Below are 14,081 nucleotides of genomic sequence, written 5' to 3'. Positions count from 1 at the left end.
GGCGGCTGTTCGGTCAGACCGCCGCTCGCGCCTACTTCGTCACCGCGGCCAGCGCGTCCGCGGTTCCCCAGCCGTAGAAGCCGTTGCGGTTCTTCGTGCCCTCGCACACCGCGTCGACCTTGCCGTCACCGTTGATGTCGTACGGGTCGGTGCACGGCGTCGCCGTCGCCTCCGCGTACAGCAGCGCCTTCACCCGGGCCGCCGACGCGTGCGGATGTGTTGACTTGATCAATGCGGCCACACCGGCGACGTGCGGCGTCGCCATCGACGTACCGGCCATGTAGCCCCACGTACCGCCGGGCAGCGGGCCCAGGATGAGACCGCTGGTCGCCGGGGGAGCGGGCGTCTGGTAGGCGGTCGAGTCGCCGCCGGGCGCGGCGATGTCGATCACGCCGAGACCGTAGTTGGAGAAGGAGGACTTCACGCCCTTCGCGCCGGTCGCGGAGACCGTCACGACACCCGGCAGCTGGGTCGGTATGTCGAAGCACTCGCGCGGGTTGATCACCCGGTCCGACGGGGTGCCGTCGTTCGGGGAGACGGGGTCGGTGATCGAGTCGGCCGCGAGGTCGTAGCTCTCGTTGCCGGCCGCCGCGACGTTGACCGTGCCCTTGCGCTCCGCGTACCGCGAGGCCCGCGTGACGGCGTCCACGAGCGCCCGCTGATCGGGGTCGGTGACGCAGTTGAAGTACCACGGGTCGGTGTAGTAGCTGTTGTTGGTCACGTCCACGTGGTGCTCGGCCGCCCACACGAAGCCGCAGACCACGGCCTCGGTGTAGAAGAAGCCGTCGGGGTTGCCGACCTTGATGCCGGCCACCTTCACACCCGGCGCCACACCGGTGACGCCCACGCCGTTCTTCGCGGCCGCGATCTCGCCGGCCACGTGCGTGCCGTGCGGGCTCTCCGCCGCGCTCGGCCGCCAGGCGCCGTCCGTGGTGTCCGGCTTGCCCGACACACAGTTGGCGGAGGCCGAGCGGTCGAAGTTCGGGGCGATGTCCGGGTGGGTGTCGTCCACGCCCGTGTCGATGACGGCGACCGTGACCTTGCGGCTGCCGAGCGTCTTCTCGTGGGCCTTGTCCGCCTTGATGGCCGGCAGGTCCCACTGGAGCGGCTCCAGCGGGTCCTGCCCGGCGGCGGCCTCGGCCTTCGCCTTGGCGATGTCCGCCGCGCCGAGCACCTTGGGCGTGCCCTCGTCGGTGGTGGACTGCGTGGGCAGCGGCGCGTTGCGGGTGGCGCCGGCCGACTGCACACCGCGCACGGCGCGGATCCGCTGCGCGAAGCCGGGGTCGGCGGAGTGGGCGACGATCACGCCGATCCGGTCGTACGCGATCACCACCGAGCCGCCCGCCCGGGTGATCGCCTTCCCGACCCGCGCCGAGACGGCGTGCCCCGGCGTGACGTTGACGACGTAGCTGAGCGCGGGGCCGTCGGCGGTGGCGGCCGCCGGGGCGCTGTCGGCGGCGGAGGCGGTGACGTTCGGCAGGAAGGCGAGGGCCGTGGCCAGGGCCATCCCGGCGGGGACGGCGAGGGCGCGGCGGTAGCGCGGCATGGGCGCTGTCATCGTTCGGTTCTCCAGTTCGTTCGTGGTACGGGCGTGCCGTGCGGGAAGTCCGTGAGGTCCGGGACTCCGTCAGTTCCGGGAATCCGTGCGGTCCGGGAAGGGTGGGTGTGCTGTCGTCAGCCTGGCGGGCTACCGCACCGCGCGCAGCGCGTTGACGACGCCGTAGCCGTAGAAACCGTTGACGCGCTTGCCGCCTACGCAGGTCGCGTCCACGACGCCGTCGCCGTCCCCGTCGTACGGCCCGGCCGGGCAGCCCGGGTTGTCCGCCTGGGCCTTGAGCAGCGCCTGCAACCGGGCGGGCGTGGCGTGCGGATGGGCCGACTTCAGCAGCGCGGCCACCGCGGCCACGTGCGGGGACGCCATCGAGGTGCCCTGGAGGAACCCGTACTGGTCGTTCGGCAGCGTCGACAGGATGCGGCCGTTGGCCGAGGGGGTGTCCGGGATCTGGAACTTGTCGCCGCCCGGCGCCGCCACGTCCACGACACCCTTGCCGTAGCTGGAGTAGTACGCCTTGGCGCCCTTCACGCCGACCGAACTCACGGTGACCACACCGGGCAGCTGGGTCGGGACGTCGTAGCACTCGTGCGGGTCGACGGTCCGGGTGGCGGGCGTGGAGTCGTCGGGGCTGGACTCGTCCACCAGCGCGTCGGCGTCCAGGTCGTCGTTGGAGTTGCCCGCCGAGGCCACGTTGAGCGTGCCCTTGCGCTGGGCGTACACCTGGGCCCTGTTGACCGCGTCCACGATGGCACGTTGATCGGGGTCGTCCATGCAGTTGTACAGCCACGGATCAACGTAGTAGCTGTTGTTGGTGATCTCGATGCCGTGATCGGCCGCGAACACGAAGGCGCAGACCACGCTCTCCGGGTAGAACAGCGAGGTCGCGTCCGGCTGCGCCACCGTGATGCTCGCGACCTTCACGCCCGGCGCGACACCGGCCACGCCGACGCCGTTGCGGGCCGCGGCTATCTCGCCGGCCACATGGGTGCCGTGGTAGTGGTCGGCGTCCACCGGCCGCCACGCCCCGTACGTCGTGTCCGCCTTGCCGCTCACACAGTTCGCCGACTGCGAGGTGGAGAAGTTCGGGGCGATGTCCGGATGGGTGTCGTCCACCCCTGTGTCGATCACGCCGACGGTCACGCTCCTGCTGCCCGGGTCGATCCGCGCCGCCTTGTCGGCGCCGATCGCGCGCAGATCCCACTGGTCGGCCTCCAGCGGCTCCTGGCCCGGCGCCGCGCCCTTGGCCGCCTTCGCGGCCTGCGCGGCGGACAGGACCTGGACCGCGCCCTCGTCCGTGGTCCCCGCCGCGCTCAGTGGCGCGGTGCGGGTGGCGCCCGCCGACCGCACGCCGCGTACCGCGCGGAGCCTCGGCGCGAAGTCGGGGTTCGCGGAATGCGCGACGATCACGCCTATTCGGTCGTAACTCGCCACGATCGTGCCGCCGTTGCGCCCGATCTCGCGGCGCACGGACTCGATGGTGCGATGGTCCGTGCGGGTGTTGACCACGTACGCGAGGGCCGGGCCGTCCGCCGCCCGCGCCGTCGTGGACCCGGCGGGCGCGGCCGAGGCCGCCGCCGGCAGGAAGCCGAGCGAGGCGGTCAGCGACAGCACCACCGGCACGGCGGGCGCGAGCCGGCGTCTGGAACGCAGATGAGCCATGGGATCTCCACATCATCCGAATACGAAGCCGCCCGAGACACGAGGTGGTGCTCGGGCAGGTACATGACGAGTGGTGCAGGCCGAAGCTATCTTCCGCGCCCGATCTCCGAAAGGGCCCCCTGGGCGTGAACCGCTCGACACGCGGCGCCGTGACCGTGGACAGGGGCGCCCCGGCAGCATCCTGGGCGCCCCGGGAAGCACCCGCATGCCCGTCACCCGAGGAGACTCCGTGGCCACCGAGACACCGCCCCCCGCCTCACCCGGGGCCCCACTTCCCTCCACCGAGGAGTTCATCGAGGTGCAACAGAGCGCGGACTTCGGAGAACTGCGCCGCTCCTACCGCTCCTTCGCCTTCCCGCTGACCGTCGGCTTCATCGCCTGGTACCTGCTGTACGTCCTGCTGTCCAACTACGCGGGCGGCTTCATGGGCACCAAGGTGGCCGGCAACGTCAACGTGGCCCTCGTCCTGGGCCTCGCCCAGTTCCTCACCACCTTCCTCATCGCCTGGTGGTACGCCCGGCACGCCGCCGCCGAGCTCGACCCCAAGGCGGCCGCCATCAAGTCCCGGATGGAGGACGGCGCATGAGCCCCGCGACGCACACCCTGCTGGCCGCCGGCGAGGCGAGCGAACACCGGACGCTGATCATCACCCTGTTCGCCGTCTTCGTCGCCGCGACCCTCGTCATCACCGTCTGGGCCGGCCGCCAGACCAAGGACGCCGCCGACTTCTACGCCGGCGGACGCCAGTTCACCGGCTTCCAGAACGGCCTCGCCGTCTCCGGCGACTACATGTCCGCCGCGTCCTTCCTCGGCATCGCCGGCGCCATCGCCCTCTTCGGCTACGACGGCTTCCTCTACTCCATCGGCTTCCTGGTCGCCTGGCTGGTGGCCCTGCTCCTGGTCGCCGAGCCGCTGCGCAACTCCGGCCGCTACACCATGGGCGACGTGCTGGCCTACCGGATGCGCCAGCGGCCCGTGCGCACCGCCGCCGGCGCCTCCACGATCGTCGTCTCGATCTTCTACCTGCTGGCCCAGATGGCCGGCGCGGGCGTCCTGGTCTCCCTGCTGCTCGGCATCACCAGCGACGCCGGCAAGATCGGCATCGTCGCCCTGGTCGGCGTCCTGATGATCGTCTACGTCACCATCGGCGGCATGAAGGGCACCACCTGGGTCCAGATGGTCAAGGCCGTGCTGCTGATGCTCGGCGCCCTGCTGCTGACCTTTTTGGTCCTGCTCAAATTCGACTTCAACGTCTCCGACCTGCTCGGCAGCGCCGCCCACACCAGCGGCAAGGGCTCGGCGTTCCTGGAGCCCGGCCTGAAGTACGGCGCCACCGGCACCACCAAGCTGGACTTCCTCTCCCTCGGCATCGCCCTGGTGCTGGGCACCGCCGGACTGCCGCACATCCTGATCCGCTTCTACACCGTGCCGACCGCCAAGGCCGCCCGGAAGTCGGTGATCTGGGCGATCGGCCTGATCGGCGCCTTCTACCTGATGACCCTCGCCCTCGGCTTCGGCGCCGCCGCGCTGATCAAGCCGGACGAGATCATCGCCTCCAACAAGGCCGGCAACACCGCCGCCCCCCTGCTCGCCCTGCACCTCGGCGGCGTGGACTCCAACTGGGGCGCCGTCCTGCTCGCCACCATCTCCGCGGTCGCCTTCGCCACCATCCTCGCCGTCGTCGCCGGCCTCACGCTGGCCTCGTCGTCGTCCTTCGCGCACGACATCTACGCCAACGTGATCAAGAAGGGGGAGGCCACCGAGAAGCAGGAGCTGCGCGCGGCCCGCTGGGCCACCGTCGGCATCGGCGCCGTCTCCATCGTCCTCGGCGCCCTCGCCCGCGACCTGAACGTGGCCGGCCTGGTCGCCCTGGCCTTCGCGGTCGCCGCCTCCGCCAATCTGCCGACCCTCCTCTACAGCCTGTTCTGGAAGCGGTTCACCACCTCGGGCGCCCTGTGGTCCATCTACGGCGGCCTGGTCACCGCGGTCGGCCTGGTGCTGTTCTCCCCGGTCGTCTCCGGCAAGCCCACCTCGATGTTCCCCGACGCCGACTTCCACTGGTTCCCGCTGGAGAACCCGGGCATCATCTCGATCCCGGTCGGCTTCCTGCTCGGCGTCGTGGGCACCCTGCTGTCGAAGGAGACCCCGGACACCGGCAAGTACGCGGAGCTGGAGGTGCGCTCCCTGACCGGCACCGGGGCCCACTGACGCTTCCCACGGCCGGCCGCGTCGCGGGGGACTGTGCGGTCCTACGACGCGGCCGGTCCGCAACTCGTCGGATCGGGCCGGTGTCGTTGTCAGTGGTGTCACGTAGGCTCGCAGATGACGAAGGACAGGACCGAGGACGAGGGGAGGGGGCCCGGATGCTCATCGACACGTTCGGCCGGGTGGCCACCGACCTGCGGGTCTCGCTGACCGACCGGTGCAATCTGCGCTGCACGTACTGCATGCCCGAGGAGGGTCTGCAGTGGCTGGCCAAGCCCGACCTGCTGACCGACGACGAGATCGTCCGCCTCGTCGGCATCGCGGTCCGCGTCCTCGGCATCGAGGAGGTCCGCTTCACCGGCGGCGAGCCCCTGCTGCGGCCCGGCCTCGTCGGCATCGTCGAGCGGGTCAAGGCCCTCACCCCGTCCCCGCAGACGTCCCTGACGACCAACGGCATCGGCCTCAAGCGCACCGCCGCCGCCCTGAAGTCCGCCGGCCTCGACCGGGTCAACGTCTCCCTGGACACCCTGCGTCCCGACGTCTTCAAGACCCTCACCCGCCGCGACCGGCACAAGGACGTCCTGGAGGGCCTGGAAGCCGCCCGCGAGGCCGGCCTCACCCCGGTCAAGGTCAACACCGTCCTGATGCCGGGACTCAACCAGGACGAGGCCCCCGACCTGCTCGCCTGGGCCGTGGCGCACGACTACGAACTGCGGTTCATCGAGCAGATGCCCCTGGACGCCCAGCACGGCTGGAAGCGCGAGGGCATGGTCACCGCCGCCGACATCCTCGCCTCCCTGCGCACCCGCTTCGACCTGGCCCCGGAGGGCGCCGGCGCGCGCGGCTCCGCCCCGGCCGAGCGCTGGCTGGTCGACGGCGGCCCGCACCGGGTCGGCGTGATCGCCTCGGTCACCCGCCCGTTCTGCGCGGCCTGCGACCGCACCCGCCTGACCGCAGACGGCCAGATACGGACCTGCCTGTTCGCCACCGAGGAGACCGACCTGCGTGCCGCGCTGCGCTCCGGCGCGCCGGACGAGGAGATCGCCCGGATCTGGCGGCTGGCGATGTGGGGCAAGAAGGCGGGCGCGGGCCTGGACGACCCGTCTTTCGTGCAGCCCGACCGGCCGATGTCCGCCATCGGCGGCTAGCCTTCCCGCCGCTCCCACTCGGTCAGCGCGACGACGTCCTTCAGGAACCCCCTGACCCCGAGGAACTGCGAGAGATGCTCCCGGTGTTCCTCGCAGGCGAGCCACGTCTTGCGCCGCTCCGGCGGGTGGATCTTCGGGTTGTTCCACGCCAGCACCCACACGGCGGCGACACGGCAGCCCTTGGCGGAGCAGATCGGGGTCTCGTCACTCACGGCTTCGGTCTCGGGTTCGTCTGGAGAAGCTTCGTCCGGGGAAACAAGGCGACGCCGGGCAGCCACGGGGGGAGCTGCCCGGCGTCGGTCTGTCGCTCCGACGGGGGATGCGGAGCGCGTACGCAGTATGTCACGGGTCACCCGTCGCCCGGCACCACAACGGCAGGATTGATCTGAGCTTTTCTTGAGGTTGGCGGGTGGGTCATGTTCCGCTTCCGGCGCGTTCGGAGGGGGCTCAGGGACCCGCCGGCTTCCCCGGCGCCTCGTCCGCGCGGGACCCGCCCGGCGGGTCCTCGGCCCGGGGCGGCGTGATCACCGGCCGGGTCGGCGCCACGACGAACGTCGAGGGCAGGGACGGCGGCCGCTCCCGCCCGGCGTTCGCGACGACCACGGCGATGTAGGGCAGCAGCGCTCCCGCCACCAACGCCACGATCGCCACGGGCCGTTCGACGTTCCACAGGGTGGCCGCGAGGATCACCGACAGGGTCCGGATCGACATCGAGATGACGTACCGCCGCTGCCGGCCCCGCACGTCCTCGGCGAGTCCCGTCCGGGCGCCGGTGATGCGGAAGACCTGGCCGCCGCCGTGCTGTTTACGACTCACCACTCACCATCCGCCCGCATCGGACCCGTCCCCGGCCCGCACCGTCTCCGCACCCGGCGGGGAACCGGCCCGGGTCATCTCCACGGTACGCCGCGCCCCGGCCCGCGACGAGACCGGGGCGCCCATGGCCTGCGGCGACGCGCCGGGCCCTGCCGCGCATGGGGGATCACGACGTGCGCCGTACGGCTGACCGGCCCACACTTGCCGTAATGCTCACGTCGAGGCGTACGAGGAGGCAGCCATGGGCTGGTTGTGGGCGATCATCGTGGGATTCGTGCTGGGCCTGATCGCCAAGGCGATCATCCCGGGCAAGCAGCACAGCCCGCTGTGGCTTACCACCCTCTGCGGCATCCTCGGCGCCATCGTCGGCAACGCCGTCGCCCGGGCCGTCGGCGTCGAGGCGACCCGCGGCATCGACTGGAGCCGCCACATCTTCCAGCTCGTGGCCGCGATCATCATCGTCGCGGCGGTCGACGCCCTCTACATGGCGACCCTGGGCAAGCGGAAGCGGGAGCGGGTCTGAGAACGCCCAAGAAGCGGGCGGAGCCCCGCCCTACGGCCGGCTCCACCCGCTTCCCGGCGTTCTAGGCGGGGACGACCTCCACCGCGGCGAGGTTCTTCTTCCCCCGCCGCAGCACCAGCCACCGCCCGTCCAGCAGGTCCTCCGTGCCCGGCACGGCGTCCTCCGCGGTGACCTTGACGTTGTTCACGTAGGCCCCGCCCTCCTTCACCGTCCGCCGCGCGGCGGACTTGCTGGCGACCAGCCCGACCTCGGCGAACAGGTCGACCACCGGGGCCGGCTCGGTGACCCGGATGTGCGGGACCTCCGACAGCGCCGCCGCCAGCGTGGGACCGTCCAGCTCCGTCAGCTCGCCCTGGCCGAACAGCGCGCGGGACGCGGCGATCACCGCGGCCGTCTGGTCCGCGCCGTGCACCAGCGTCGTCAGCTCCTCGGCGAGCGCGCGCTGCGCCACCCGGGCCTGCGGACGCTCCTCGGTCTGCCGCTCCAGCTCCTCCAGCTCCGCACGGGACCGGAAGGACAGGATCCGCAGGTAGGTGGAGATGTCCCGGTCGTCCACGTTCAGCCAGAACTGGTAGAACGCGTACGGCGTCGTCATCTCCGGGTCGAGCCAGACGGCGCCGCCCTCGGTCTTGCCGAACTTGGTGCCGTCCGCCTTGGTCATCAGCGGCGTCGCCAGCGCGTGCGCCTCGGCGCCGGGCTCCAGCCGGTGGATCAGGTCCAGGCCGGCCGTGAGGTTGCCCCACTGGTCGCTGCCGCCCTGCTGGAGGGTGCAGCCGTAGCGCCGGTAGAGCTGGAGGAAGTCCATGCCCTGGAGGATCTGGTAGCTGAACTCGGTGTAGCTGATGCCCTGGTCCGACTCCAGGCGGCGGGCCACGGAGTCCTTCGTCAGCATCTTGTTGACGCGGAAGTGCTTGCCGATGTCCCGCAGGAACTCGATCGCGGACAGGTTCGCCGTCCAGTCGAGGTTGTTGACCATGACGGCCGCGTTCTCACCCTCGAAGGACAGGAACGGCTCGATCTGCCCGCGCAGCTTGCCGACCCACCCGGCGACCGTCTCCGGGTCGTTCAGCGTGCGCTCGGCGGTCGGGCGGGGGTCGCCGATCAGACCCGTCGCCCCACCGACCAGCGCCAGCGGCCGGTGCCCGGCCTGCTGGAGCCGGCGCACGGTGAGCACCTGCACCAGATGCCCCACGTGCAGGGACGGCGCGGTCGGGTCGAAACCGCAATAGAACGTGACGGGACCGTCCGCGAGCGCCTTGCGCAAAGCGTCCTCGTCGGTGGACAGGGCGAACAGCCCACGCCACTTCAGCTCGTCGACGATGTCCGTCACGGTTCTCGTGTCTCCTCGATGGTCCTCGGGCGGTCGGGTGACAGCCGCCTACGAGGTTATACGCCCTGGCTGACAGAGCTCATATTGAAATCGGGGATGCGCAGCGCGGGCATCGCGGCCCGGGTGAACCAGTCGCTCCACTCGCGCGGCAGCGTCTTCTCGGTGCGCCCCGCCTCCGCGGCCCGGCCCAGCAGGTCCACCGGCGACTCGTTGAACCGGAAGTTGTTGACCTGCCCGGTCACCTCGCCGTTCTCCACCAGGTAGACCCCGTCCCGGGTGAGCCCGGTCAGCAGCAGCGTCGCCGGATCCACCTCGCGGATGTACCAGAGGCAGGTCAGCAGCAGCCCCCGTTCGGTGTCCGCGACCATCTCCGCCAGGGAGCGGTCGTGTCCGCCGTCCAGGATCAGGTTGCCGGGCGCCGGGGCGGCCGGCAGCCCGGTCAGGGCGGCGCTGTGCCGGGTCGTCGTCAGGTGCTTCAGCACGCCCTCGCCGACCCACTCGGTGGGCTGCGCGGGCAGTCCGTTGTCGAACACCGACTGGTCGCCGCCGGAGGAGTGCGCCACGACGAACGGCGCGCACTCCAGACCCGGCTCGTGCGGATCGCTGCGCAGCGTCAGCGGCAGCTCCGCGAGCCGGTCGCCGACCCGGGTGCCGCCGCCCGGCTTGGAGAACACCGTGCGCCCCTCGGCCGCGTCCCGGCCGGACGCCGACCACAGCTGGTAGATCAGCAGATCCGCCACCGCGGTGGGCGGCAGCAGCGTCTCGTACCGGCCCGCCGGCAGCTCCACCCGCCGCTCCGCCCAGCCGAGGCGTACGGCCAGCTCGGCGTCGAGCGCCCCCGGGTCGACGTCCTTGAAGTCCCGCGTGGACCGGCCGGCCCACGCCGAGCGCGTACGGTCCGGGGACTTCGCGTTCAGCTCCAGCGTGCCGGTCGGCTGGTCGTGGCGCAGCCGCAGCCCGGTGGACGTGCCCAGATACGTCGAGACCAGCTCGTGGTTGGCGAAGCCGTACAGCTCCCGGTCGCCGCCCCGCGCGCGGGCGAACGCCTCGCCCAGCGCCGGCGCGAAGTCCGCGAACACCGCCGAGGAGGTCTCGGCGGGCGCGTCCGCGAAGTCCGGGGACTCCGGTACGCCGCTCACCAGCGGGCCCGCGTCCTCGGCGGGGCCGGCTCCACGCGCGGCGGCCTCGGCGGCCCGCACCAGCGGCTCCAGCTCCTCCGTCGTGACCGCCGAGCGGGACACCACGCCGGAGGCGGTGCCCTCCTTGCCGTCGACCGTCGCGATCACGGTGAGGGTACGGCCGCGCGTCACGCCGTTCGTGGTGAGCGCGTTGCCGGCCCAGCGCAGGTTCGCGGTGGAGTGCTCGTCCGCGATGACGACACAGCCGTCGGCCCGGGACAGCGCGAGGGCCTGCTCGACGACCTCGTGCGGCTTGTTGGTGCGGGCGCTCATCGACCGGCCTCCTGCGTGGTGTTGAGGATGTTGACGCCCTTGAACAGGGCGGAGGGGCACCCGTGGGACACGGCGGCGACCTGGCCCGGCTGGGCCTTGCCGCAGTTGAAGGCGCCGCCCAGGACATAGGTCCCCGGGCCGCCGACGGCCGCCATGGAACCCCAGAAGTCGGTGGTCGTCGCCTGGTACGCGACGTCCTTGAGCTGGCCGGTGATCCGCCCGTTCTCGATCCGGAAGAAGCGCTGCCCGGTGAACTGGAAGTTGTAGCGCTGCATGTCGATCGACCAGGACCGGTCGCCGACCACGTAGATGCCCCGGTCGACCCCGCCGATCAGGTCCTCCGTGGACAGCCCCGCCGGGTCCGGCTGCAGCGAGACGTTGGCCATCCGCTGCACCGGCACATGCCCGGGGGAGTCGGCGTAGGCACAGCCGTTGGACCGCTCGAACCCGGTGAGCCGGGCGATGCGCCGGTCCAGCTGGTAGCCGACCAGCGTGCCGTCCTTCACCAGGTCCCAGGACTGCGCCGCGACCCCCTCGTCGTCGTAGCCGACGGTCGCCAGGCCGTGCTCGGCGGTGCGGTCACCGGTGACGTTCATCAGCTCCGAGCCGTACCGCAGCTTGCCCAGCTGGTCGAAGGTGGCGAAGGAGGTGCCGGCGTAGGCGGCCTCGTAGCCGAGCGCGCGGTCCAGCTCGGTGGCGTGCCCGATGGACTCGTGGATGGTCAGCCACAGGTTGGAGGGGTCCACCACCAGGTCGTACGGCCCCGGCTCCACACTCGGCGCCCGCATCTTCTCGGCCAGCAGCTCCGGGATGCGCGCCAGCTCCCCGTCCCAGTCCCAGCCGGTCCCGGTCAGGTACTCCCAGCCCCGCCCGGCCGGCGGCGCGAGGGTGCGCATGGAGCCGAACTCCCCGCTGGAGTCGTCCACCGACACCGCCGTCAGCTGCGGATGCAACCGCACCCGCTGCTGGGTCGTCACCGTCCCGGCGGTGTCCGCGTAGAACTTGTTCTCGTGCACCGTGAGCAGCGAGGCGTCCACGTGGTCGACACCGCTCGCGCCCAGCAGCCGCCCGCTCCACTCCGCCAGCAGCGCGGCCTTCTCCTCGTCGGGCACCGAGAACGGGTCGATCTCGTACGACGAGACCCACGTCCGGTCGGCGTGCACCGGCTCCCCGGCCAGCTCCACCCGCTCGTCGGAGCCGGCCGCCCTGATCACCTGCGCGGACAGCTTCGCCATGGCCACCGCCTGCGAGGCCACCCTGGCCGCGGCGTCCAGGGTCAGGTCCACCCCGGACGCGAACCCCCACGTACCGCCGTGCACGACCCGCACCGCGTACCCGAGGTCGGTGGTGTCCGACGAACCCGCCGGCCGGGCGTCCCGCAGCCGCCAGGAAGCGCTGCGCACCCGCTCGAACCGGAAGTCCGCGTGCTCGGCCCCGAGCGCACGCGCGCGGGCGAGCGCGGCGTCGGCGAGGGGCCGTAGCGGAAGCGCCGTGAAGGCTTCGTCGATGGAATGAGGCACCGAGGTCTCCCTGCTGTCGTGGCCTGTCGGTCCGATCATGTCGCGCGACCGCCCCGCCGGACCACACCGTTTCGGCCCCTGGCGCGCTTCCTTCTGTAGAGACCCGACAGTGACACCCCCGAGCCACTGTCGGTGCCCGAATGCCCGCCGCACCGGCGCTACCGATAGGTTTTCGAGGAAGCCGCCTGTCATCCACGTGTCCGGGCGGGTTGTACGACTGCATCAGACCGTTATCGAAAGGGTGATCCGTTGAGCCGCTCGGTTCTCGTCACCGGAGGAAACCGGGGCATCGGCCTCGCCATCGCCCGCGCGTTCGCCGACGCCGGCGACAAGGTCGCGATCACGTACCGCTCGGGTGAGCCGCCGGCCGGCTTCCTCGCCCTCAAGTGCGACATCACCGACCCGGAGCAGGTGGAGCAGGCCTACAAGGAGATCGAGGCCCAGCACGGCACGGTCGAGGTCCTCGTCGCCAACGCCGGCGTCACCAAGGACCAGCTGCTGATGCGGATGACCGAGGAGGACTTCACCTCGGTCATCGACACCAACCTCACCGGCACCTTCCGCGTCGTCAAGCGCGCCAACCGCGGGATGCTGCGCGCCAAGAAGGGCCGCGTCGTCCTGATCTCCTCCGTCGTCGGCCTGCTCGGCTCGGCGGGCCAGGCGAACTACGCCGCGTCCAAGGCCGCCCTGGTCGGCTTCGCGCGCTCGCTCGCGCGTGAGCTGGGCTCGCGCAACCTCACCTTCAACGTCGTCGCGCCCGGTTTCGTCGACACCGACATGACGAAGGCGCTCACCGACGAGCAGCGCCAGAACATCGTCTCCCAGGTGCCGCTCGGCCGTTACGCACAGCCGGAGGAGATCGCCGCGACGGTGCGGTTCCTCGCCTCGGACGACGCCTCGTACATCACTGGAGCCGTCATTCCCGTTGACGGCGGACTGGGAATGGGTCACTGATCACCATGAGCGGAATCCTCGACGGCAAGCGCATCCTGGTCACGGGTGTGCTGATGGAGTCCTCCATCGCCTTCCACGTCGCCAAGCTCGCCCAGGAGCAGGGCGCCGAGATCATCCTGACCGCGTTCCCGCGGCCCACGCTGACCGAGCGCATCGCCAAGAAGCTGCCGAAGCCCGCCAAGGTCATCGAGCTGGACGTGACCAACGACGAGCACCTCGCCCGGCTGGCCGACGTGGTCGGCGAGGAGCTGGGCGGCCTCGACGGCGTCGTCCACTCCATCGGCTTCGCCCCGCAGGACGCGCTCGGCGGCAACTTCCTCAACACGCCGTTCGAGTCGGTCGCCACCGCCATGCACGTCTCGGCGTTCTCCCTGAAGTCGCTGACCATGGCCTGCCTGCCGCTGATGCAGAACGGCGGCTCGGTCGTCGGCCTCACCTTCGACGCCCAGTACGCCTGGCCGCAGTACGACTGGATGGGCCCCGCCAAGGCCGCCCTGGAGGCCACCAGCCGCTACATGGCGCGTGACCTGGGCAAGCAGAACATCCGCTGCAACCTCATCTCGGCCGGCCCGATCGGCTCCATGGCCGCCAAGTCCATCCCGGGCTTCGGCGACCTGGCCTCCGTGTGGGACAGCCGCTCCCCGCTGGAGTGGGACCTCAAGGACCCGGAGCCGGCCGGCAAGGGCGTCGTCGCCCTGCTGAGCGACTGGTTCCCGAAGACCACCGGCGAGATCATCCACGTCGACGGCGGTCTGCACGCCATCGGCGCCTGACCACCGGCACGCCCACCGAGGCCCCGCCCCCCGTGATACGCCAACGGGGGCGGGGCCTCGGCCGTTCCCCGGCCGCCGCCACATCACCCGTTCGGCTCACCGGCCGGGCCCCGGCCGCACCGGCGGCGGATCCTGGACACGCGTCCA

Annotated in this window: 13 protein-coding genes; 6 read left to right on the top strand and 7 right to left on the bottom strand. The window is 71.5% G+C overall.

Translation table 11 applies throughout. The features are described from left to right. Positions 1 to 31: 31 nt before the first annotated feature. Positions 32 to 1,558 (bottom strand): S8 family peptidase, encoded by a 1,527-nt coding sequence (locus NX794_RS18485; RefSeq protein WP_258779669.1) that lies wholly within the window; start codon positions 1,556 to 1,558, stop codon positions 32 to 34. Between the two features lie 129 nt (positions 1,559 to 1,687). Beyond that, positions 1,688 to 3,214 (bottom strand): S8 family serine peptidase, encoded by a 1,527-nt coding sequence (locus NX794_RS18480; RefSeq protein WP_258779668.1) that lies wholly within the window; start codon positions 3,212 to 3,214, stop codon positions 1,688 to 1,690. Positions 3,215 to 3,443: 229 nt separating this feature from the next. Here NX794_RS18480 and NX794_RS18475 point away from each other — a divergent pair, with 229 nt between their 5' ends. The 3 genes from NX794_RS18475 to moaA all read left to right on the top strand — a co-directional run bounded on the left by NX794_RS18475 (position 3,444) and on the right by moaA (position 6,567). Further along, the gene (locus tag NX794_RS18475; protein WP_258779667.1) at positions 3,444 to 3,800 is read left to right on the top strand and encodes a DUF485 domain-containing protein; all 357 of its coding nucleotides are present in this window, start codon (positions 3,444 to 3,446) and stop codon (positions 3,798 to 3,800) included. After that, a complete protein-coding gene (locus tag NX794_RS18470; protein WP_258779666.1) occupies positions 3,797 to 5,422 on the top strand; it encodes a solute symporter family protein in 1,626 nt (541 codons plus the stop codon). Before NX794_RS18475 ends, NX794_RS18470 begins: the two co-directional genes overlap by 4 nt. Before the next feature lie 155 nt (positions 5,423 to 5,577). Beyond that, on the top strand, positions 5,578 to 6,567 hold the full coding sequence (gene moaA / locus NX794_RS18465) for a GTP 3',8-cyclase MoaA (protein ID WP_258779665.1): 990 nt from the start codon (positions 5,578 to 5,580) through the stop codon (positions 6,565 to 6,567). On the opposite strand, the gene NX794_RS18460 is transcribed toward moaA, so the two are convergent. Together NX794_RS18460 and NX794_RS18455 are read right to left on the bottom strand one after the other, a co-directional pair. After that, the gene (locus tag NX794_RS18460) at positions 6,564 to 6,779 is read right to left on the bottom strand and encodes a hypothetical protein (protein WP_258779664.1); all 216 of its coding nucleotides are present in this window, start codon (positions 6,777 to 6,779) and stop codon (positions 6,564 to 6,566) included. The genes moaA and NX794_RS18460 overlap by 4 nt on opposite strands. A 235-nt stretch (positions 6,780 to 7,014) precedes the next feature. After that, on the bottom strand, positions 7,015 to 7,383 hold the full coding sequence (locus tag NX794_RS18455) for a DUF3099 domain-containing protein (RefSeq protein ID WP_258779663.1): 369 nt from the start codon (positions 7,381 to 7,383) through the stop codon (positions 7,015 to 7,017). 241 nt (positions 7,384 to 7,624) lie between these two features. Here NX794_RS18455 and NX794_RS18450 point away from each other — a divergent pair, with 241 nt between their 5' ends. After that, positions 7,625 to 7,906, top strand: coding sequence for a GlsB/YeaQ/YmgE family stress response membrane protein (locus tag NX794_RS18450; protein WP_258779662.1), 282 nt, complete (start codon positions 7,625 to 7,627; stop codon positions 7,904 to 7,906). Positions 7,907 to 7,967: 61 nt separating this feature from the next. On the opposite strand, the gene tyrS is transcribed toward NX794_RS18450, so the two are convergent. The 3 genes from tyrS to NX794_RS18435 are packed head-to-tail and all read right to left on the bottom strand — an operon-like array spanning position 7,968 to position 12,246. Beyond that, entirely contained in the window at positions 7,968 to 9,236 is a 1,269-nt protein-coding gene (tyrS, locus tag NX794_RS18445; RefSeq protein WP_258779661.1) for a tyrosine--tRNA ligase, read from the bottom strand. 56 nt (positions 9,237 to 9,292) lie between these two features. Then, the gene (locus NX794_RS18440; protein WP_258779660.1) at positions 9,293 to 10,687 is read right to left on the bottom strand and encodes a TldD/PmbA family protein; all 1,395 of its coding nucleotides are present in this window, start codon (positions 10,685 to 10,687) and stop codon (positions 9,293 to 9,295) included. Then, entirely contained in the window at positions 10,684 to 12,246 is a 1,563-nt protein-coding gene (locus tag NX794_RS18435) for a TldD/PmbA family protein (RefSeq protein ID WP_428985925.1), read from the bottom strand. The genes NX794_RS18440 and NX794_RS18435 overlap by 4 nt, the downstream gene beginning before the upstream one ends. Positions 12,247 to 12,456: 210 nt before the next feature. Between NX794_RS18435 and fabG the strand changes: the two genes are divergently transcribed. Both fabG and fabI read left to right on the top strand, forming a co-directional pair. Then, positions 12,457 to 13,161 carry a 3-oxoacyl-[acyl-carrier-protein] reductase gene (gene fabG / locus NX794_RS18430; RefSeq protein WP_258779658.1) on the top strand — a complete coding sequence of 235 codons (705 nt, stop codon included), beginning with the start codon at positions 12,457 to 12,459 and terminating at the stop codon, positions 13,159 to 13,161. A 5-nt stretch (positions 13,162 to 13,166) separates the two neighbouring features. Further along, positions 13,167 to 13,934, top strand: coding sequence for an enoyl-ACP reductase FabI (gene fabI, locus NX794_RS18425; protein WP_258779657.1), 768 nt, complete (start codon positions 13,167 to 13,169; stop codon positions 13,932 to 13,934). Positions 13,935 to 14,081: the final 147 nt, after the last annotated feature.

This window comes from Streptomyces pyxinicus (genome assembly GCF_024753135.1).
Lineage (GTDB): Bacteria > Actinomycetota > Actinomycetes > Streptomycetales > Streptomycetaceae > Streptomyces > Streptomyces pyxinicus.
This window is presented reverse-complemented; position numbering and strand designations above follow the sequence as displayed.

Coding starts and splice junctions, on each gene's coding strand:
- NX794_RS18485 (WP_258779669.1), bottom strand. CDS start 1,558: ATGACAGCGCCCATGCCGCGCTACCGCCGCGCCCTCGCCGTCCCCGCC.
- NX794_RS18480 (WP_258779668.1), bottom strand. CDS start 3,214: ATGGCTCATCTGCGTTCCAGACGCCGGCTCGCGCCCGCCGTGCCGGTG.
- NX794_RS18470 (WP_258779666.1), top strand. CDS start 3,797: ATGAGCCCCGCGACGCACACCCTGCTGGCCGCCGGCGAGGCGAGCGAA.
- moaA (WP_258779665.1), top strand. CDS start 5,578: ATGCTCATCGACACGTTCGGCCGGGTGGCCACCGACCTGCGGGTCTCG.
- NX794_RS18450 (WP_258779662.1), top strand. CDS start 7,625: ATGGGCTGGTTGTGGGCGATCATCGTGGGATTCGTGCTGGGCCTGATC.
- NX794_RS18440 (WP_258779660.1), bottom strand. CDS start 10,687: ATGAGCGCCCGCACCAACAAGCCGCACGAGGTCGTCGAGCAGGCCCTC.
- NX794_RS18435 (WP_428985925.1), bottom strand. CDS start 12,246: ATGATCGGACCGACAGGCCACGACAGCAGGGAGACCTCGGTGCCTCAT.
- fabI (WP_258779657.1), top strand. CDS start 13,167: ATGAGCGGAATCCTCGACGGCAAGCGCATCCTGGTCACGGGTGTGCTG.